Below are 19780 nucleotides of genomic sequence, written 5' to 3' on the forward strand. Positions count from 1 at the left end.
GGCTATCTGGGGCGGGCGGAGGTCATGCGACTGGGCGAGTTCTCCGGCAGGACGGTCGTGCAGGGCAGTTCGGTGGGCTCCGCGACGGCGGTCGAGCTGGGCGGCTTAGATGGGCAGATCACCTCACCCTCCGACGGGGAAGTAGTTTCGAGCTCGTCCGTGACGGTTTCCGCGCGTTCGGAGCTGCTGCAGTTGAAAGCTGCCCTGTACGTCGATGGGCCCTCCACGTCCAGCCAGAAGGTCGCTGGGGGAGGGGCCGGCCAGACGCTCTCCGGTACGTTCTACGCTGACAGCGCCCCCAACGGCACCTTCACCGTGACCCTCAAGGGAGAGCTCACCGGCACCACGTACGCGAGCAGCACGTTCAAGCTGCGCCGCCCACCCGCAGCGCCGGGCAGCGTGAACGCGAGCAGGCAGGGCACCCAGAAGGTGCTCCTGACCTGGAACAAGGGGTCCGAGCCCGACCTGCAGTCGTACGAGGTCTCCAACGCCCAGACCGGCGTCGTCGGCAGGTTGCCCGCCGACAGCGCGTGCTCGGGCTCGTCGTGCAAGGCCGTGCTCGCTGTGCCGTCCAAGGTGGCGGGGCAGAAGGTGGGGTTCACGGTCAAGGCGTTCAGGGGTGACGGCGACGGGGGATCGATCGGTTCGGCCGATTCGGCTGCCGCGTCCATCACCTTCCCTGCCCCGCCCTCGGCCCAGCCCAAGAAGACCCCGACCGACAGCGAACGTACCTCCAAGGGCAGCGATCCCAAGCGCGTCGAGGCGCTCCCCACGCTGCCTGCCAAGAAGCAGAGCCAGTCTTCGAGCAAACCGACGACACGCAACCCGACGACCACGAAGCTCCCCGACCTGCCCGACGTCGAGCCGAGCGGCAACCTTCCGATTCCCACGGCAGACGCCCAGGGCGAGAACGGCGGCCTGGCCTCAGCAGATGCGAAGGACGGCGCGAACTCCACTCCCGTGCAGAGCGACGGGGTCAAGGCTCAATCGAACGAGTCCTTCATCGGAAACATCGGACAGTACGGTCTGTATGTCGCGGGTGGCATCCTCTTGCTGCTGCTCGGGGCACACGTAGGTGCCTGGGCCCGACGGCGTACCCTCTCCGCAGGCGGCGCAGGCGGCTCCATGGGCGTGGCCGCAAATTCGGGACCTGGCGGTGATGCCGGTACGCCGACCGCAGGTGTGCGGGACGGCACGACGACGCACGGCGTGCGGATCAGGCGCGGGGACGGCAGCATCGTGTCGGCGAATGCCGCGTCTCGACGGCCTGCAGTCATTCTGGCCGTCGCCAAGACTCGCATGCCTGAGCAGCCACCTGTGGCGCGGCAGGCGAGGGCTGAGTTGGGGGCGGACTTCGAGCCGCCGCTCGGCGATCGGCGGCAGTCGAGGCGGGAGGAAGAGGACCTGGGTTCGCTGGATCAGCGGCCAGGACGGGACGACGACTCGTCGACTCGTGAAGGGGGCCAGCGATCTGGCCGGGCAGCGGATTCGTCGCTCAGCGCTTGGAGCGAGCTTCCCAGCCCGGCGGCCAGTTCTTCGCACAGTGGTGCTTCTGGGCGGCAGTCGTCCTCGGATGCCGAGCCGCTGCCAGGCGCGGGAGAGGCGTCGGCACACCTGGTCGACCGGCTGTCGGGTGAGGGCTTGGGAGCCGAGGGTCCTGCGAAGGCGTCGGCTCGGGTGGAAGAGCTGCCGTTACGCGAGGACCGGCAAGCGGATGGGCGGCTGTCGCGTCGGGACCCTTGTTCGGACGAGGGGTTGCCGCGCGAGGTGTCCCAGGCGGAAGAGTGGTCGTTGCGCGAGGACTGGCATGTGGGTGAGCGGTCGTTGCGTGACGATCCGCGCATGGAGGAGCCCTTGTTGCGTCGGGACTCTTGCGTCGACGAGCACCAGTCGGGTGAGGACCCGCTGGTGGAAGAGCGGGTGTCGGGCCGCGAGCTTCAGATGGATGATCACTGGTCGAGTGATGAGTCGCACAGAGATGAGCGGCCATCGCCTCAGGGCTCTCACATGGACGAGCAGACTGACGAGGGACTGGCGCGTCCGGACTCGCGGGAGTGTGGCCCTAACGAGGTGCCGGGGTGGCGGGTGATCGCGGAGCTGCGGTCCGGTCCGTGGGAGCTGTCCGAAAGCGCGGGAGGGCGGGCGGGGGATTCGGCCCTCGGCGCGTCTGATGGGCGGGGTGCCTCGCAAGGCTCGGTTCATCTCGCTCTGCCGAGTTCGGCGACGATGGACGTCCCTGAGGGTCCTTCAACTTCTGCGGTCCCGCCCGCCATTCGTCTTGAGGAACGCTGGGACGACCGTTGTTGGTGTCGGGTCTCTATGTCGGACACGGCCTACGGGATTTATGCTGAGAGATTGTTAAATGGCGAGCTGGGTAAATCCGTGGCAACAGGTTCAAGCGTCGGCGATTCGGCAACTTGCGTCGTCGCGCAATGGACTTCAGGCTGGGCTCACCAGGTTTGGCCGGGGTGCAGGCCGTGAGGTGGGAGGGTAGAGCGAGGCTGGTCAAGGCGCAGGGCGAGGCTGGTCAAGGTGCAGGGCGGGGCTCGGTGAGCGTGGGGCAGGGCTCGGTGAGGTGCGGGCCACGGCTAAAGCGAGGTGCTGGTCGGGTGCTGGCCGGGCCAGGCGAGGTGTTGGCCAGGGCTGGGTAGGGCTGGGTAGGGCGCTGGTCGGGGCTGAGGGGCTATTGCCGATTATTCGCCACGCGGTATCGCGCAGGCTCGAAATCGCTGCCGTTGCTGCATTGTCTGCTTGTGGAAAGCTGGGTCGGTTGCTTTCCGGATTGAGAATGTGCTTGGGTTCGGGGGTTTATTAGGGGATCAGGAGTGTGCTGAGGAGGCGGATGGCGCCGCGTTTGTCCAAGGGCTCGTTGCCGTTGCCGCATTTCGGGGATTGGATGCAGGAAGGGCAGCCTCGTTCGCATTCACAGGACATGATCGCCTCGCGGGTGGCCGTCAGCCAGTCCGTGGCGCGGGCGTAGCCGCGTTCGGCGAAACCGGCTCCGCCCTCGTGACCGTCGTACACGAAGACGGTGAGCAGGCCCGTGTCGGCGTGCAGTTCCGTGGAGACACCGCCGATGTCCCAGCGGTCGCAGGTGGCGAAGAGGGGGAGCAGGCCGATGGAGGCGTGTTCGGCGGCGTGGGCGGCGCCGCCGAGGTCGATGCCCGCCTCGGCGAGCGGTGCGACGGCTGAGGCGGGCAGGGTCCACCAGACGGCACGGGTGCGGAGGGTGCGAGGCGGTAGCTCCAGGGGTTCGTCGCCAAGCATTTCGCCTGAGTGGAGGCGTCTCTTCAGGTAGGAGACGACTTGGCGGGTCACTTCCACTTCGCCGAAGTGCAGCGTGCCCGGGCCCAGAGGGTGGGAGCGCTCGGTGGCGAGGATGGAGATGTCGGTGATGTCCCGGGCGAACGTCGTGTAGTCCGGGTTGGCGCTCGATACCAGGGCGACTCCGGCATCCAGGTCGAGGAGGTCCACCAGGAAGGTCTCGCCCTGGTGGAGGTAGATCGCGCCGGTGTGGACGGTGGTGTGGGCCGAGGGCTCGTCCACGCTGCCCAGGAGGCGGCCCGTGGACGACTCCACGACCTGGATCGGGGTCCCCCCGCCGCCTCGGATGTCGGCGAGGTCGGTGGCGCGTTCGCGTCTGGTCCAGAACCAGCCCGCGGGGCGCTTTCTGAGCAGGCCCTGCGTCACGAGGTCCGCGAGGACGTTGGAGGTGGTGGGGCCGAAGATCGGCAGGTCGTCCTCGGTCAGCGGGATCTCGGCGGCGGCGGCGCAGAGGTGGGGGCCCAGGACGTACGGATTGTCGGGGTCGAGGACGATCGCCTCGACGGGCCGGCCGAACAGGGCGTCGGGGTGGTGCACGAGGTAGGTGTCCAATGGGTCGTCCCGGGCGATCAGGACGGCGAGCGCGTCCTGGCCGTCACGGCCCGCGCGGCCCGCCTGCTGCCAGAGGGAGGCGCGGGTGCCCGGCCAACCGGCGATCAGTACGGCGTCCAGACCCGAGACGTCGACTCCCAGTTCGAGGGCGTTCGTGGTGGCCAGGCCCATGATGGTGCCGGCGCGGAGTGCCTTCTCGAGGAGCCTGCGGTCTTCCGCGAGGTAGCCGGCCCGATAGGCGGCGATCTTGTTGGGGAGATCGGTCAGGTCGGGATCTGGGAGGTCCGGAAGCGCCCAGGTGAGGGAGGAGGAGATCGAGGAACTCGGAGTAGGAGTATCTGAGGACTTTGGGGTGCTTGGGGTGTTTGGGGGGCTTGGTGTGGCGGTGGAGGCGGCGATGGGAGTGGACGCGGGAGTGGATGGGGGCGTGGCTGGCCTGGGTGTGGGGTGGGGGCTGGGGGTTAGCCAAGGGCGCGGTGGAGTCGGAGCCGAGGCGGTGTGGGGTGTTGGAGTCGCCTCTGGGGTGGTGGCGTCCTGAGGTGGTGAGTTTGGGGTGTTCTGAGGGGCGGGAGTGTGGGCGCTCGGCGGTGGTGGGGTCGAGATGTCGTGGGGTGTGGCGGGGAGAGCGGTTGGAGGGGGTGAAGCCGGGGGGTTCCAGGGGGAGCCGGAGATGGGGAAGGGGGGTGTGATGGAGAAGGCGACGTCGGCGAGTTTGGCGCGGGCGGAGAGGGCGACCGTTTCGGCTCCCCGGCGGGAACGGACGAAGGCCAGCGTGCGTACGTCGGCCAGGACGAGGTCCGCGAGCAGGTCCGCCGCCTCCGCCGTGGCCGTACGCCGCACGGGAGCCCCTCCCTCGCCCCGTAGCTCCGTCAGAGGCGGCTCCCACAGCGCGATGGTGGTCGAACCCTTGGGCGACGCGTCCACGGTCACCTCGTCCATCTCAAGCCCCGTCAGCCTCATCGCGAACACGCCCGGCTCGCTGGCCGTCGCCGAGGCGAGCATGAACGTGGGGCTGGAGTTGTAGCGGGCGCAGGCGCGGCGCAGGCGGCGCAGGATCTGGGCCACGTGCGAGCCGAAGACGCCGCGGTAGCCGTGGCACTCGTCCACGACGACCAAGCGCAGCCGGCGGAAGAACGACGACCACTGCGCATGGCGGGGGAGGATGCCCCGGTGGAGCATGTCGGGATTCGTCAGGACGTAGTTGGCGTGCTGGCGTACCCAGGTGCGTTCCTCGAACGGGGTGTCGCCGTCGAAGCTGGCCGCGCGCACCTGCGTGATGCGGAGTTCGCGCAGGCCGCGGAGTTGGTCGGCGGCCAGGGCCTTGGTCGGTGTCAGGTACAGGACCGTGCCGCCGTCGAGACAGGAGGCGATCGCCGGGGTGAGGTACGCCAGCGACTTCCCCGAGGCCGTGCCCGTGGAGATGATCACGTTTCGGCCACGGAATGCCAGGTCGGCGGCTTCGTACTGGTGAGGCCAGAGCCCTGTCACCCCGCGGTTCGCCAAGCGCGTAACAAGCACGTCAGGGGTCCACTTGGGCCATTGGACTTGACCCGCCTGACGTGCTGGAACATGCTCCACATGGGTGACACGCTCGTGACGTGCGGGAACGCCAAGCAGGTGGCGGAGGAGTGGACCTGCCTGTTCTGGGGAGTATCCGGAGGAAGTCACTGTTTCCAGTCTTGCATCCGTGGGCAAAGTCGCCGGGAATCGTGATTTCGTATAGACACAAGCCAGGCGCGTGGTTGAATGCCGCGCGTCAGGGTCGGACAGTCTGGAGCCGCTCTCCAGATTGCCAGGCCCACAAGAGTACTTTCGCAGGCGAGGCGCTGGAGGATCTGTGGATCTGAAGTTGGATCACCGCACCGAAGACCGACTCACCATCGTGGAGGTCGAGGGTGAGATCGATGTCTACACGGCGCCGAGATTGCGTGAGCTCCTCATCGACCTGGTCAACAAGGGCAACTTCCACCTTCTTGTCAACATGGAGAAGGTCGACTTCCTCGACTCCACGGGCCTCGGTGTCCTGGTCGGGGGGCTCAAGCGGGTTCGCGCGCATGACGGGTCGTTGGAACTGGTCTGCACGCAGGAGCGCATCCTCAAGATCTTCCGGATCACCGGTCTGACCAAGGTCTTCGGGATCTACGCTTCGGTAGACGAGGCCAAGGAAGCTCACGGCAAAGACAAGTAGCATGGCTACCGTCGAGCTGACGTTCAGCGCACTCCCCGCGCACGTGCGGACCGCCCGGCTGGTTGCGACGGCGATCGCCCGGCGCACCGGCGTGGACGAGTCCTTGCTGGACGAAGTCAGGCTCGCCGTGGGTGAGGCGTGCTCCCGGGCAGTCGAGGCGCATCGAGCACACTGTCCGGGCGAGCCCATCCGCATCGAGCTGCGTGATGACTCCGGGCGTTTCGAGGTCACGGTCAGCGACCAGGCCCCCAGCGATGAGATCAAGCTGGAGCAGCCGCTTGACCTGGGCATGCTCTCTGACTCGTTCATGTCAGGCTTCGGCATCGCGGTGATCGAAGGTCTGGCCGATGACGTCGAGGTCCTGCCCAGCCCCAAGGGGACGAAGATCCGGATGAGCTGGCCCGCCACCGTCAACGTGGGCTGAGCCCGATTCATACCTCGCCCTCTGTGCTGGGTGCCGCGCCTTTCGGTGCCCAGCGAACGAGCCGGCCTTCCCTTCGGTACGGCTGAGTCGGCCTCTGGAAAGGCTGAGTCGGCCGTTCCCACCATGCCAGGCGCACGGGATGCGGTCGTGGCGGGCTGAGCTTGGTCCGCTTTGACGGACACCGTCGGTGTGGTGGTCAGGCGGGCGTCGCCTGTTCTGCCAGGGCTGAGGACTTCCCGGGGATACGCCCCGCTGCGCGACGCGTGGCGGGGTGCCGCCGTATCGGGCCCCGCCCGGGTGACACCTGATAGGGCATCGGCGTTAGGGTCCCGGGCGGCACTCCGGGCGGTGCGCAGGGGCGCTGTCGCGCTGGCGGGCGGTGGTTGTGCGGGCTTGGCTGCGGCCTGCCCGGTGAAGCCAACTGGTGGTGGCTCTTCCGGCTACTTCCCCGTCCTGGTGGGTGCGTTGGCGTGCCCGGGAAGTTCATGGCCGGGTAGCGGAGAGTTCAGTTTCCGGATGTCTGGGACGGGGTGTTACGGATGGTTCTAAACTTGAGGTGAACGGAACGTATACCGCTGGGGTGCCGAATGCCGATGTCCTTCGAGTCGGATGACGATCGCGAAATACTGGCCGCGATCCGAGGCGGGGTCGCCCGAATGGTGCAGAAGCCCTTAGCGGCACAGGCTCGGATGCGCGAGGTCGTCGGCGTCGGCCGGAGTGACGACGGGCTGGTGACGGCGAAGGCCGATCCCGACGGCGCGATCTTTTCGCTCGCCCTCGATCCGCGCGTGATGCGACACGACGCCGATCGCCTCTCGGGCGATGTGACCGCGGCGGTCAAAGCGGCACAACAGGACTCATGGCAACAGATCCAGCAGATCCTGAGCGGTGTCTCCCTGCCCGCGGTCACGTCGCAGTCGCTCGGTGAGAGCCTGGCGCACGACGGGGACGGACCGACGGTGAACGCGATTCTCCGCCGTGTCCAGGACATGTACAGCTCTGTCGACGGTGTGGACCGCGAAGAGCGGGGGATGCACGATTTCATCGAGAAGGAGTACGACGCGCTGGAGGGGGCGGTCGGCACCGGCGCGAGCGCGTCAGAGCGTGTCACGGCAACCACCGACGCGCAGGGACGGGTTACCGAGATAACCGTCGAGCCCCGTGCCATGCGGTTGGAGAGTCACGTGCTGGCGGATGAGGTGTTGGCGGCTGTCCGCGGCGCCCGGCGTGACGCCCTGTCGAAGGTGGAGGAGAAGGTGTTCGACGCCTTCCCCGATCTCGATCCGGCGGCCGACACCGACCTTCCATTTCAGGACAGCACTCGGGAAAAACGCCGCTGACCCGCTGGCCTGCCGGCTCGCTGGCCTGCTGACCCGGCTGGCCTGCTGACCCGCTGAACTGCTGGCCCGCTTTCGCCGGGTCGCGGTAGGTGCCTCGTCCGCGCTCCCGGGCCGCATTGGCCGCCGCGTTCGCGGCGCCGCTGGTGTCGTTGGGTCGTCGCTGGGGTTCGGAACTCGAAACCAGAACGTCTCTCGGACGGACCTCCGGTGGAAGGCGTCGGCGACGCGTTCGGCCCGTTGGCCGTGGGCGGTATCGGTGTCGAACGCCAGGTCACCCGCCCCGCCGACGCGCGGCTCCACCGCACGGAGCGTTCGGAATGGGCGTTCGGAATGGGTGCCAGGAATGAGGACGGCGCCTCACGCGTATTTCTTGGTGAGGCGCCGTTCCGCGTTCCCTGGCGGGGTTTCATCTGCTTTTCTCGAGCTGCGGGATCATCAGCCTCGCGCCGGGTGCCAGCTCGCCGCTGTCGATTCCGTCGAGTTGCCAGTTGGCCTGCCTGAGGAGCGACGCGTAACTTCCGTCGCCGTACTCCCGCTCGGCGATCTCCCACAGCGTTTCGCCGGATCGCACCGTGTGCGTGGTGGCGCCCACCGGCTCCGTGGCGTTGGAGTGCGGCTGCTGAGGCTCGGGACTCTGATCCCAGTTCTGGTAGTTGGGGATCGTGAGTTCGGGGGTCTCGCTCTGCCCACGTGGGACCAAGGTGTAGTTGATCGTCCCTGGGAGGAGACCGAGGATCCGGCCCTTCCAGAAGGGGTCCAGGTTCAGGAAGCCGTTGACCGGAGCGATCTGCCTTGCCCGGTAGGTGAGGCTGTTCTTCGGGGCCCAGATCTTCGTACCGTCCTTGAGCGTCATCTGAGCGAGGTTGGTCGCCTGGGGGGTTGTTGCGTAGCGGACGTTCGTCGCCGACATCTTTCGAGCCGGGTCGGCGGCCCCGAGCTTCTTCACGCCCCACTTCTCCGCCTTGCGCCAGGCAAGGTGCTTCAGGCCGGTCGAGTCACGGAGAAGTCCGTAGTATCCGGCGCCGAAAACCGCGCTGACGCCTCCGACGATGATGCCGTCCTTGACCGCGGCGCCGAAACTCTTCTTCTCGAACAACATGCTCAGGGCGGTCGCGGCCCCGGCGTTGATCCCCAGTTCCACCGCCATGTTGAACGCCAGGGGATGGGTCTGCGCCAATCTGGTGACCGCGCCGACGCCCTTCAGAAGCGAGAAGGCCCCGCCGAGTCCGAGCAGGAAGGCCAGGGTGCCGAGCATGCTCGGGGAGATCGACCAGGGATTTTCCACACCCCGGGCCGTGTTCGCCAGTGAGGAGTTGACGTAGTTGGCGCCGACGACGCCGACGCCGTTCTTCAGGAAGCCGCGCAACACCGGTCCCCGTGCGGTCGCGGATTTCGCGAACGCCTTGGCGAGATGCTTGAGCCTGGTGCGCAGGAGTTTGATCGCCTTGACGATGTTGGTCCGCAGCCTGTTGAACAGGTTCCGGAGGTAGAGCCGAACCGCCGGGTTCAGAACCACCGCGCCCATCATGAGGATGGTCACCACCGCGATCGTCTGCATGGTCGCCTTGACGACGCCCCTGGTCTTCCGGGTGTCCTGGACCGCGTTGCCCAGGATCTCGGCGGCCTGGTCCGCCCGCGCGGCCCACGTTTCCAAGGGCTGGGCCTGGTCCTTGCCTCCAGCTGGATTGACGTGTCGCGTCCAGGCCACGTGGTAGGCCTGGGCGGCGTCTCCGCCCCATTGCGCCTTCCTGACCTCGCCTTCGACCTTGTCGATGTCCGGCTGCAGCGTGCGGAGCCCTCTCGCCGTGGCCAGGCAGGCCTGCTGCATCTCGGCGAGTCGACGCTCGTAGTCGTCGCTGAGGCCCAGCAGGTCCAGAGTCGCGTTGAACGTCACGGAGCGGGTGTTCGGGTCCGGCAGCTCGCTGCTCGTCGGGGCAGGAGGGTTTCTGGGCGGTTGGAGCTCCTCGGCCCAGCCGTAGTTGTCCGCGGAGTACGTCAGGTTGCCTCCGCAGTTTCTCAGCGCGTCGGTCCGTGTGAACATGGAGCCGGACAGATCGTGGAAGAATTCGTTGTAACTGCTGGCGAGTTCCGCTGCGCCGTCTGCGACCAGGGCGTAGGTGTCGACGTCGCCCTTCGCCTGCTCCACGAACATCCTGCGGATCGCGGCGAGATCGTCGGCTGCGTCCTCACATCTCAGTCCCGCCTTCTTGAGATACTCAAGACCTTCGGGGCCGGCGTAGGTGAAACCACTACTGGCCATGCACTTCCTCTGTTACTTGACGACGTGGCCGCGCGACGAGATGCCCGTACTGGCGTCGTGCGGGGCACGCCCTTACCCGAAGAGCCGGATCCTTGTGAGATCAGTCGCTCGATGCGTGCGTGACATGCGAGCCTCCGACTCTTGATCACTGCGGCGAAACACGCCCAGGTCCGCAGAGGCGCCGGGAGGCGGCGTCCGCGAACGGCTCCGCTGAGCTGGAGCGGTTTGCTCGGCCCGTTAACTCGCTAGACATTAATCGATCAGTAAAGATATGGTCAAGATTCATTGTGTCGACGTATAGCGTCATTTACGGCACCGCTCGGTCACGGGAGCTTCAGGGTTTGAGCTGTCTGGTTCCGGTGGCGTTCGGGCTGGTGGGGCAGGGTGCCTGGAGATGGGGGAGTCCGGCGGGCATTCTCGGCGGGGGTCTGCGGGTGCGGGTGGCGGCTTGGGGCCAGATGCGGGGCGTGGCGCGGGGCCAGACGCGCGGCGGGGGCGTGGCGCGGGTTCGTGGGGTGAAGTGGGTGAAGTGGGTGAAGCTGATTCGGTCTGCCAGCGCGGAGGGGAGGGGCGCTCGGCGGTCTGTACGGGGGTGCGCGGCTATCCGGGATGGGGTGTGGTGGCGGTCTGGGGTGGGCGGCGCGGTTGGCTCGGAGTCGGGCCCTGCGGGCCTCCTGATGTCGGCCGATGGTCTTGCTCGGTGTCGGGTCTGGGGCTCCTCTGGGTGTCGGCCGGCGGGTCTGGCGGGCGTCGGCCGGCGGCCCTGGCGGGCGTTGGTGAGGGGGTTCCGCGCGCCGGTCAGGGGCTTTCGGGCGTTGGTCCGGCGTGTCATCTTGGCGGCCAGATTTCGGGCCGACCGTATACTGTCCTTGCCGCGACCGTAAACCGAGGAAAATTTCTCTTGTCAGACCCCAAATCGGGCCACTGGCAGGGGGTTACTAGACACTCGCACAATTTACGACCGCAAGAGCCTTCATATCCGCTGACTGCCTGCGTAGACTCCCCGCACCGGCCAAGGTGATCCGGCGGAACGCGGATTCAACCGGAAGCGGCACCCACAACCCGGATGGTGCCGCAACACCCGCCGAGGAAAACTGCAGCACCGCCCGGGCAGGACGACCGGTCTTGCCGAGGAGAACGATGAGCAGGCACTTGCTGGCAGCGGAGCCAGCGTCCAATCTGGTTCTGAGCGGAAACAATCTCACCATCGTGATCGTGGTCGCCGCGGTCGCACTGATCGCACTAGCCGTCGCCGGCGGCCTGGTGCGCGAAGTGCTGTCCGCCGGCCAGGGCACCGAACGAATGCAGAACATCGCGCGCGCCGTGCAAGAAGGCGCCGCGGCCTATCTGACGCGCCAGTTCCGCACGTTGGCGATCTTCGTCGTCGTGATTCCCTTTCTGTTGCTTCTGCTACCTGGAGAAACCGATGTCCGCATAGGGCGTTCGATCTTCTTCGTCGTCGGGGCGGTCTTCTCCGCGCTGACCGGGTTCATGGGCATGTGGCTGGCCGTGCGCGGGAACGTACGCGTCGCCGCCGCCGCCAACGAGTCCGGTGAGAAGCGGGCGATGCGCATCGCGTTCCGCACCGGCGGTGTGGCCGGGATGTTCACCGTGGGCCTCGGCCTGCTCGGCGCGGCCGTGGTCGTGCTCCTGTACCAGGGCAACGCGCCCGGCGTGCTCGAAGGGTTCGGCTTCGGGGCGGCGCTGCTGGCGATGTTCATGCGAGTCGGCGGCGGTATCTTCACCAAGGCCGCCGACGTGGGCGCCGACCTGGTCGGCAAGGTCGAGCAGGGCATCCCCGAGGACGACCCGCGCAACGCCGCCACCATCGCCGACAACGTGGGCGACAACGTCGGTGACTGCGCCGGTATGGCGGCCGACCTGTTCGAGTCGTACGCGGTCATGCTGGTCGCCAGCCTCATCCTGGGCAAAGTGGCCTTCGGCGAGCAGGGGCTGGTCTTTCCCCTGATCGTCCCGATGATCGGTGTGATCACCGCGATCATCGGCATCTTCGTCACCGGTATGCGCAGCGGCGACCGCAACGGCATGGCGGCGATCAACCGCAGCTTCTTCATCTCCGCCGGGATCTCGGCGGTGCTGGTGGCGGCGGCCACGTACTGGTACCTGCCCAGCAGCTTCTCCGGGCTGACCGGCTCCGGCGTGCAGTCGGACGCCGACCCGCGGCTCATCGCCATCGGCGCGGTGCTGATCGGCCTGGTGCTGGCCAGCGCGATCCAGCTCCTCACCGGCTACTTCACCGAGACCACCCGCCGGCCCGTACGCGAGATCGGCGAGAGCTCGGCCACCGGCCCGGCGACCGTCATCCTGGCGGGCATCAGCGTCGGCCTGGAGTCTGCCGTCTACTCCGCCTTGATCATCGGCGGCGCGGTCTACGGCGCGTTCCTGCTCGGGTTCGGGAACGTGACGATCGCGCTGTTCGCGGTGGCCCTGGCGGGTACCGGCCTGCTGACCACGGTCGGCGTCATCGTCTCGATGGACACCTTCGGCCCCGTCTCCGACAACGCCCAGGGCATCGCCGAGATGTCCGGCGACGTCGAGGGCGAGGGTGCCCGGGTGCTGACCAGCCTGGACGCCGTGGGCAACACCACGAAGGCCATCACCAAGGGCATCGCCATCGCCACGGCCGTGCTGGCGGCCACCGCGCTGTTCGGCGCGTTCCGTACAGCCGTGGAGACCGAGCTGGCCAGGGCCGATCAGGCGATCAAGGAGGCGTTGGGGTCCTTCTCCACCTTCAGCCTGAGCATCGACCAGCCGAACGTCCTGGTCGGCCTGATCATCGGGGCCGCGGTCGTGTTCCTGTTCGCGGGGCTGGCGATCATGGCGGTCGGCCGGGCCGCGATGCGCGTGGTCTTCGAGGTACGCAACCAGTTCCGCACCAAGCCCGGCATCATGGACGGCTCCGAGACCCCCGACTACGGCCGCGTGGTGGACATCTGCACCCGCGACTCGCTGCGCGAGCTGGCCACGCCCGGCCTGCTGGCGGTCATGACGCCGATCGCGGTCGGGTTCGCGCTCGGGTACGCGCCGCTGGGCGCGTTCCTGGCCGGGGCCATCGCCTGCGGCACCCTGATGGCCGTCTTCCTGTCCAACTCCGGCGGTGCCTGGGACAACGCCAAGAAGCTCGTGGAGGACGGTCACCACGGCGGCAAGGGCTCCGAGGCGCACGCGGCCACGGTCATCGGCGACACGGTCGGCGACCCGTTCAAGGACACGGCGGGCCCGGCCATCAACCCGCTGATCAAGGTGATGAACCTGGTGGCGCTGCTGGTGGCGCCCGCCGTGGTTCTGTACGCGGGCAACCCGGCCCTGCGCATCGGCGTCACGGTGGTGGCGGTGGCCGTGGTGGTCGGCGCCATCGTGGTGTCCAAGCGGCGGTCGGTGAGCAACGAACCGGCCAGCGACAACAACCGCGCGCACGAGCCCGTGGCGTCGTAGCCCGCTGAGCAGTGCGGGTCGTGGCCCGCTGACGAGGCGCCCGTTCCCCGGTCCTGCCAAAGGACCGAAGGGGGACGGGCGCTTCTGCGTGCGGCCGCCCATCGGTCCCAGCGGACGCGGAGGGCGGGCGGCGTACCTGGGTGTCCCGGTGGGAAACTGGGCGCGTGAACGATGACAAGCGGCCCAGCGGCGGAAAGACCCTGGGCCTGATCCTCTTGGCCATGATCGCCGTCCTGGCCGTGATAGTCGGCCTGTCCGTCTGGGCGTCGAGGACGGGATGAGCTCGTGCGTACCTTGATCGTGCTGCGTCATGCGAAAGCCGCCCACATTCCCGGGCTGGCCGACCGCGAGCGGCCCCTGACGGATCGGGGCGAGCGGGACGCCAGGCGGGCCGGAGACGAGATCAGGGCGGCGGGGCTCGGCCCCGACGCGGTGCTCTGTTCGCCCGCCCTCAGGACGAAACGCACCGCCGAGCTGGCCTTCCCCGACCTGGACATCAGCTACGAGCGCGACATCTACGAGGCGTACCCGGAGGAGCTGCTGGAGCTGGTCCGCCGCGCCGCCCCCGACCTGGGCACGATCGTGTTGTGCGGGCACAACCCGGGCGTGCACGAGCTGGCCCTGGGGCTGGCCGGGGGCGACTACGGCTTCCGGCCGGGGGCGTTCGCGGTGATCGGCGTGGAGTCGGCGTGGGCGGACCTGCAGCCGGGCGAGGGCCGCCTCCTCTCCCGCTGGGACCCCAAGGAGGGCCCCAGTGAGGACTAGTTAGGAGGCGGTCAGCGCGCCGTCCTCGGCGTCCGCCGCCTCCACCTCGTCGCGCGAGATGCCCAGCAGGTACAGGATCGCGTCGAGGTACGGCGTGTTGACCGCGGTGTCGGCCGCCTGCCGGACGACGGGCTTGGCGTTGAACGCGATGCCCAGCCCGGCGGCGGCGATCATGTCGAGGTCGTTGGCCCCGTCGCCGATGGCCACCGTCTGGGAGATCGGCAAGCGGGCCTCGCGGGCGAACCGCTCCAGCGCCCGCGCCTTGCCCGGCCGGTCGATGATCTCGCCCGTGACGCGCCCGGTCAGCCGGCCGTCGATGACTTCGAGGACGTTGGCGGCGGAGTAGTCGATGCCCAGCTCGTCGACCAGCCCGTCGGTGATCTGGGTGAACCCGCCGCTGACGATGGCGAAGCGGTAGTCGAGCCGCTTGAGCGTGCGCACCAGCGTACGGGCGCCGGGCGTGAGCACGACCTGCTTGCGTACCTGCTCGAACACGTCGGCCGGCAGCCCTTCGAGCAGCGCCACCCGGCGCTTGAGCGACTCGGCGAAGTCGAGTTCGCCGCGCATGGCCTCCTCGGTGACCCGGGCGACCTCCTCCAGGCAGCCGGCGTGGGCCGCCAGCAGCTCGATGACCTCGCCCTGGATGAGGGTCGAGTCGACGTCCATGACGATCAGCCGCTTGGCCCGGCGCGACAGGCCGGTGCGCTGGACGGCGACGTCGACCTCCTGCTCGGCGGCCTCCGCGGCCAGCTCAACGCGCAGTGCGTCGGGGTCGGCGCCGGACACCGACAGCTCGATGCAGGTGACGGGCCACTGGGCGAGGCGTTCGATGCGGTCGATGTTCGCGCCGGCGGCGGCGATGCGGCCGGCGATGCCCGCGATGGCGGCCGGCTGGAGCGTGGCGCCGAGCACGCTGACCGACAGGCGGCCGCGGCGGCGCTGCTCCTTGGCCTGCGACCCGGTGGACAGCTCGACCTCCATGCCGAGGTCCTCGGCGATCCGCTCGACGGCGGTCCACATGGCGCCGAGAGTGGTGCCGGTGCCGGTCGAGGGCCCGCCCGCGTACGCGACGAGCACGCCGAGTGTGAGCCGGCCTCGGATGACGACCTGTTCGATATCCGAGACTGTCACCGGAAATCTCGACAGAACGGAGAAAAGCCGCGAGGTGACGCCCGGGCGGTCAGGGCCGGTCAGTGTGATCAGGAGGGTGCGCTGGTCCACATCCAGCCACGGTACTGCGCCCGGTCCGATGCTCGCGCAGCAGGTTGGGCATTCGGGTACGGGCGCAGCGTGTCCGGACTAACGAACGATCTTGGTCTTGACCGTCTTGGCGTAGCCGTGCTCGGGGATGCCGAGCCGCTCCAGCTCTTCCCTGCTCATGTTCTCCATGCCCGTCTGCACGTCATACGAGATGACGCCGAGCGTGGCCTGCTGCGTGCCCTTGGCCGACTTCTTGAGCCTGACCTCGAAGGTCATGGTCACCGAGTCCCCCTTCTCGAGGATCTGCGGCAGCCAGCAGTAGAGCGCGCGGCCTTCCAGACCGCACTCGGTGCCCTTGACGCTCGTGGTGTACTCGACCCGCCTGAGGTCGGCGCCCTTCGGGAGCGCGCCGCCGACGAACCACGCGTCCGCGTAGTGCGGGCCCTTGTTGGTGGCGACGATCTTGTACGTGATCTTGCCGCCGGACTTGACCGTCTTGGGCGCCTTCACCTGAACATCGAAGACCGAGAACGGCTCGTCCAGGACGGTCGCGGTCGAGCCGGTCGCGACGGTCGTGGCGGAGGCGGGAACGGCCGGTACGAGCAGGGCGCCCGCCGCTAAGGCGAGCGCGGCGACCTTGGTCAAAGAGTTACGCATTCAACGTCTCCGGTGAGGAAGGAACACGGGGTCGCGACAGTGACTAAGCCCCCGCAAATGTCGGCTTTTCCTATCACGAATGCAAAATCTATGTAAAGCCGATTACTTGAGTATCAAGTGTGTGTCGCCGAACTCGTGCCACAGATATCCCTCCCGCAGCGCCGCCTCGTACGCGCGGGCCAGCGCCCGCTCGCCCGCGATCGCGGTCAGCATGAGCAGGTGGCTGGACCTGGGCTCGTGCAGGCCCGTGATCAACCCGGTGACGGCCCGTACGCCGTTCTCCGGGGTCACGACACGCTCGGTCCAGCCCTCCGACGCCGAGACGAGCCCGTCGGCGTGCGTGGCCGTCTCCAGGGCCCGTACGACCGTCGTGCCCGCCGCCACCACCCGGCTCCCGTTGCGCCTGGCCAGGTTCACCAGCCGCGCGGTGGCCGCGGGCACCTCGTAGCGCTCGGCGTAGGGCGGCTCGTCCTTCTCCGGCGAGGCCACCCCCGTGTGCAGGGTGATCGGTGCGATCCCGACCCCACGCGACACCAGCGCTGTGACCAGCTCGGGAGTGAACGGCCGCGCCGCGCTCGGCATCTCCGCGCTGCCCGGCACGGTCGCGAACACCGTCTGGTACGCCTCGATCGGCCAGTCCCGCGTCACGTACGAGTAGCGGATCGGCATCCCGTGCACCCGCAGGTACGCCTCCACGTCCCAGTCGAGCGCGGCCCGCCACAGCCGCGGCGTCGCCCGTTCGATCAGCCGCAACGTGGCCCGTCCCGGCATCGGCAGCCACTCGCCCGGCTCGCCCCCGCCGTACGGCTCGGACGCCTTCGCGGTACGGCGGCGCAGCTCCACCAGCCACGTGCCGTCCTGCCTGGCGGTCGAGAAGTGCACGGCCAGCCGGTCCAGCCGGACGGCCGCGGGCAGCGTCGCCGAGTTGTTCACCACGATCAGGTCGCCCGGGTCCAGCAGCCCGGGAAGGTCGCGGAAGTGATGGTGGCTCGGCTCCAGGTCGCCGCGCGAGACCATCAGCCGTACCGCGTCCCTCGCCATGCCCCTCGCCTCGGGCGGTTCGTGGGCGGCCAGGCCGGGCGGCAGCGAGAAGTCCAGCTCGGCGGTCATTGCAGGCTCACCTTGCCGCCGGCCGGGCGGGAGCTGACGAGGTCGTACAGCGCGGCGGCCACCTTGGCCGGGTCCGTCGCGGCGGCGGCCTCCTCGGCGCCCACGGCGTCGGCGAGCATGCGGGTGTTCATCTCGCCCGGGTCCACCCACCAGACGCGCAGGGCGGGCTCCTCGGCGGACAGCACGTTGGAGAGCTGTTCGAGTGCGGCCTTGGTGGCGCCGTAGCCGCCCCAGCCCTCGTACGCGCCCGTGGCGGCGTCGGAGGTGATGTTCACGATCGCGCCCCCTGCCGCGCGGAGTGCGGGCAGCGTGGCCTGGATGAGGGCGAGCGGAGCGGTCACGTTCGTCTCCAGCACCACCCTGAACGCCTCCAGCGGGTAGCCCGCCAGCGGCGGCAGCGGCGTGACGCCCAGGTCGCTCGCGTTGTTGACCAGCAGGTCCAGCTCGGGTACGGCCTCGGCGAGCCGCCGTACGTGCTCTGGGTCGGTCACGTCGCCGGGGATCGCGGTGGCGCCCAGCTCGGCGGCGGCCCGCTCCAGGCCGGCCGCGCCGCGCGCGGTGAGCACGAGGTCCCAGCCGCCGGCCGCCAGTGTCCTGGCCAGGGCCAGGCCGAGTCCGCGGGACGCGCCGGTGATGAGTGCGGTGTTCGTCATGTCACCGACGGTAGGAACGCGGCGCGTCGCGGACATCGGGCTGCGGGCCCCTTCGGCCTGGGCACATCGTCCTAGGACCTTAGAGTGGGGCCCGTGGCCTCCGACCGAGACGAGATCCTGCAGGCGGTGAGCTCCGCGGTGCTCGCGGTCACCCGCCACCTGTCCGTGCGCGAGGTGCTGCAGGTCATCGTACGCTCGGCGCAGCGGCTGCTCGACGCCCGCTACGCGGCGCTCGGCGTGCCCGACGACGACGGTTCGTTCGCCGAGTTCGTCGCCGAGGGCCTCACCGACAAGCAGTGGGACGCGATCGGGCCGCTGCCCAGGCAGCACGGCATGCTCGGCGCGATGCTCCGCGACGGCACCCCGGTCCGGCTGCCCGACCTGCGCGACGACCCCAGGTTCGAGTGGTGGCCGAAGGCGCACCCGGTGATGCGCGACTTCCTCGGCGTGCCGATCCGCGACGGCGAACGGGTGCTGGGCATCATCTTCCTGGCCAACAAGCGCGCCGGCGGCGGTTTCACACAGGCCGACCAGGAGCTGCTCACGCTGTTCGCCGCGCACGCCGCCATCGCGCTGATCAACGCCAGGCTGTACGAGCGCGGGCGCGAGCTGGCCATGCTGGAGGAGCGCAACCGGGTGGCCAGAGAGCTGCATGACGCGGTCACCCAGAAGCTGTTCTCGCTCAGGCTCTCCGCGCAGGCCGCCGCCACCATGCTGGACCAGGCCCCCGGCAAGGTCCCCGACCAGGCCGTCGCGGAGCTCGAACGCGTCCAGCGGCTGGCCGGGGAGGCCCTGGCGGAGCTGCGGGCGGTGATCGTCGAGCTGCGCCCGGCCGAGCTCGACCGCCACGGGCTGGCCGAGACGCTGCGCAAGCACGTACGCATGCTCGACCGGCTGCATCCGGCCCTGGTGGCGTTCGAGTGCGGCGAGTTGCCGCCGCTCGACGCGGCGGTGGAGGTGGCGGTGCTGCGGGTGGCTCAGGAGGCGCTGCACAACGCGTTGCGGCACTCGGGCGCGGTCGCCGTCTCGGTGCGTCTGGCCTACGAGACGGGCACGTTGGAGCTGACCGTGCGCGACGACGGCAGCGGGTTCGAGCAGGCCGACTCGCGCGGGCTCGGGCTGGTGTCGATGCGTGACAGGGTGGAGTCCGTCGGGGGTGTCATGAGCGTGGAGTCCGTGCGCGGCGGCGGGACCACCGTGCGCGTGGAGGTGGGCGTGTGATCCGGGTGCTGATCGCCGACGATCATCCGGTGGTGCGGCAGGGGCTGCGTACGTTCCTCGACCTGCAGGACGACATCACCGTCGTCGGCGAGGCGGGCGACGGGGCGCAGGCCGTGGAGCTGGTCGCGGAGCTGGAGCCCGACGTGCTGCTGCTCGACCTGAAGATGCCGGTGCTCGACGGGCTCGGCGCGCTGGAGCGGTTGTCCGGCTCGGCGGCCAAGGTGGTCGTGCTGACCTCGGTGAGCGACCCGTCCGACGTGGCTCCCGCGATGCGGGCCGGGGCCGCCGGGTTCCTCTACAAGGACGTCGATCCGCCCGCGCTCGTCCAGGCCGTACGCGCCGTGCACGGCGGGCAGGTGCTGCTGGCCCCCGAGGCGGCGGGGGCGATGATGGCCACCTCGGCGAGCGGCGCCGCCCCCGCCCCGGTGCCGTTGACCGAGCGGGAGCGGGAGGTGCTCGCGCTGATCGCGTCGGGCCGGTCGAACAGGGAGATCGCGAGGAGCCTGGCCGTCGCGGAGAAGACGGTCAAGACCCACGTCTCCAACGTGCTGATGAAGCTGGGCGTGCAGGACCGTACCCAGGCCGCGCTGTACGCCGTACGTCACGGCCTGGGCTGACCTCCTCCGGCTG

The 19780-nt window shown here is 69.0% G+C and carries 14 protein-coding genes; 8 read left to right on the top strand and 6 right to left on the bottom strand.

Features of this window, described 5'->3' with window-relative positions; genetic code table 11:
- The first annotated feature begins 24 nt into the window (after positions 1 to 24).
- On the top strand, positions 25 to 2481 hold the full coding sequence (locus tag ABD844_RS13735; RefSeq protein WP_344876721.1) for a fibronectin type III domain-containing protein: 2457 nt from the start codon (positions 25 to 27) through the stop codon (positions 2479 to 2481).
- Between the two features lie 330 nt (positions 2482 to 2811).
- Here ABD844_RS13735 and ABD844_RS13740 read toward each other — a convergent pair whose 3' ends face one another.
- Positions 2812 to 5304 (bottom strand): DEAD/DEAH box helicase, encoded by a 2493-nt coding sequence (locus tag ABD844_RS13740; RefSeq protein ID WP_344876724.1) that lies wholly within the window; start codon positions 5302 to 5304, stop codon positions 2812 to 2814.
- Between the two features lie 409 nt (positions 5305 to 5713).
- Here ABD844_RS13740 and ABD844_RS13745 point away from each other — a divergent pair, with 409 nt between their 5' ends.
- From ABD844_RS13745 to ABD844_RS13755, 3 genes are all read left to right on the top strand, one after another.
- Positions 5714 to 6064: an STAS domain-containing protein gene (locus tag ABD844_RS13745; protein ID WP_043629845.1), complete on the top strand. Its 351-nt coding sequence runs from the start codon at positions 5714 to 5716 to the stop codon at positions 6062 to 6064.
- A gap of 1 nt (position 6065) precedes the next feature.
- A complete protein-coding gene (locus tag ABD844_RS13750) occupies positions 6066 to 6488 on the top strand; it encodes an ATP-binding protein (protein WP_344876726.1) in 423 nt (140 codons plus the stop codon).
- A gap of 593 nt (positions 6489 to 7081) precedes the next feature.
- Complete coding sequence (locus tag ABD844_RS13755; RefSeq protein ID WP_344876728.1) at positions 7082 to 7828, top strand: YbaB/EbfC family nucleoid-associated protein; 747 nt, start codon at positions 7082 to 7084, stop codon at positions 7826 to 7828.
- A gap of 406 nt (positions 7829 to 8234) precedes the next feature.
- Here the strand turns inward: ABD844_RS13755 and ABD844_RS13760 are convergent, their stop codons facing one another.
- The gene (locus ABD844_RS13760; protein ID WP_344876730.1) at positions 8235 to 10088 is read right to left on the bottom strand and encodes a LysM peptidoglycan-binding domain-containing protein; all 1854 of its coding nucleotides are present in this window, start codon (positions 10086 to 10088) and stop codon (positions 8235 to 8237) included.
- Positions 10089 to 11228: 1140 nt separating this feature from the next.
- Here ABD844_RS13760 and ABD844_RS13765 point away from each other — a divergent pair.
- Entirely contained in the window at positions 11229 to 13544 is a 2316-nt protein-coding gene (locus ABD844_RS13765) for a sodium-translocating pyrophosphatase (RefSeq protein WP_344876732.1), read from the top strand.
- 285 nt (positions 13545 to 13829) lie between these two features.
- Entirely contained in the window at positions 13830 to 14309 is a 480-nt protein-coding gene (locus tag ABD844_RS13770) for a SixA phosphatase family protein (protein ID WP_344876734.1), read from the top strand.
- Here the strand turns inward: ABD844_RS13770 and serB are convergent, their stop codons facing one another.
- From serB to ABD844_RS13790, 4 genes are all read right to left on the bottom strand, one after another.
- A complete protein-coding gene (gene serB / locus ABD844_RS13775) occupies positions 14310 to 15530 on the bottom strand; it encodes a phosphoserine phosphatase SerB (protein ID WP_344876736.1) in 1221 nt (406 codons plus the stop codon).
- A 78-nt stretch (positions 15531 to 15608) separates the two neighbouring features.
- Positions 15609 to 16166, bottom strand: coding sequence for a hypothetical protein (locus ABD844_RS13780; RefSeq protein ID WP_344876738.1), 558 nt, complete (start codon positions 16164 to 16166; stop codon positions 15609 to 15611).
- Between the two features lie 102 nt (positions 16167 to 16268).
- A complete protein-coding gene (locus ABD844_RS13785; RefSeq protein WP_344876740.1) occupies positions 16269 to 17276 on the bottom strand; it encodes an S-adenosylmethionine:tRNA ribosyltransferase-isomerase in 1008 nt (335 codons plus the stop codon).
- Positions 17273 to 17929 (bottom strand): SDR family oxidoreductase, encoded by a 657-nt coding sequence (locus ABD844_RS13790; protein WP_344876742.1) that lies wholly within the window; start codon positions 17927 to 17929, stop codon positions 17273 to 17275. The genes ABD844_RS13785 and ABD844_RS13790 overlap by 4 nt, the downstream gene beginning before the upstream one ends.
- 93 nt (positions 17930 to 18022) lie before the next feature.
- On the opposite strand from ABD844_RS13790, the gene ABD844_RS13795 reads away from it, so the two are divergent.
- Together ABD844_RS13795 and ABD844_RS13800 are read left to right on the top strand one after the other, a co-directional pair.
- Complete coding sequence (locus tag ABD844_RS13795; RefSeq protein ID WP_344876744.1) at positions 18023 to 19150, top strand: GAF domain-containing sensor histidine kinase; 1128 nt, start codon at positions 18023 to 18025, stop codon at positions 19148 to 19150.
- Positions 19147 to 19767 (top strand): response regulator, encoded by a 621-nt coding sequence (locus ABD844_RS13800; protein ID WP_344876746.1) that lies wholly within the window; start codon positions 19147 to 19149, stop codon positions 19765 to 19767. Before ABD844_RS13795 ends, ABD844_RS13800 begins: the two co-directional genes overlap by 4 nt.
- The last annotated feature ends 13 nt before the right edge of the window (positions 19768 to 19780 follow it).

It is taken from the genome of Nonomuraea antimicrobica (genome assembly GCF_039536965.1).
GTDB lineage: Bacteria > Actinomycetota > Actinomycetes > Streptosporangiales > Streptosporangiaceae > Nonomuraea > Nonomuraea antimicrobica.

Coding starts and splice junctions, on each gene's coding strand:
- ABD844_RS13765 (WP_344876732.1), top strand. CDS start 11,229: ATGAGCAGGCACTTGCTGGCAGCGGAGCCAGCGTCCAATCTGGTTCTG.
- ABD844_RS13760 (WP_344876730.1), bottom strand. CDS start 10,088: ATGGCCAGTAGTGGTTTCACCTACGCCGGCCCCGAAGGTCTTGAGTAT.
- ABD844_RS13755 (WP_344876728.1), top strand. CDS start 7,082: ATGTCCTTCGAGTCGGATGACGATCGCGAAATACTGGCCGCGATCCGA.
- ABD844_RS13790 (WP_344876742.1), bottom strand. CDS start 17,929: ATGACGAACACCGCACTCATCACCGGCGCGTCCCGCGGACTCGGCCTG.
- ABD844_RS13785 (WP_344876740.1), bottom strand. CDS start 17,276: ATGACCGCCGAGCTGGACTTCTCGCTGCCGCCCGGCCTGGCCGCCCAC.
- ABD844_RS13780 (WP_344876738.1), bottom strand. CDS start 16,166: ATGCGTAACTCTTTGACCAAGGTCGCCGCGCTCGCCTTAGCGGCGGGC.
- ABD844_RS13750 (WP_344876726.1), top strand. CDS start 6,066: ATGGCTACCGTCGAGCTGACGTTCAGCGCACTCCCCGCGCACGTGCGG.
- ABD844_RS13735 (WP_344876721.1), top strand. CDS start 25: ATGCGACTGGGCGAGTTCTCCGGCAGGACGGTCGTGCAGGGCAGTTCG.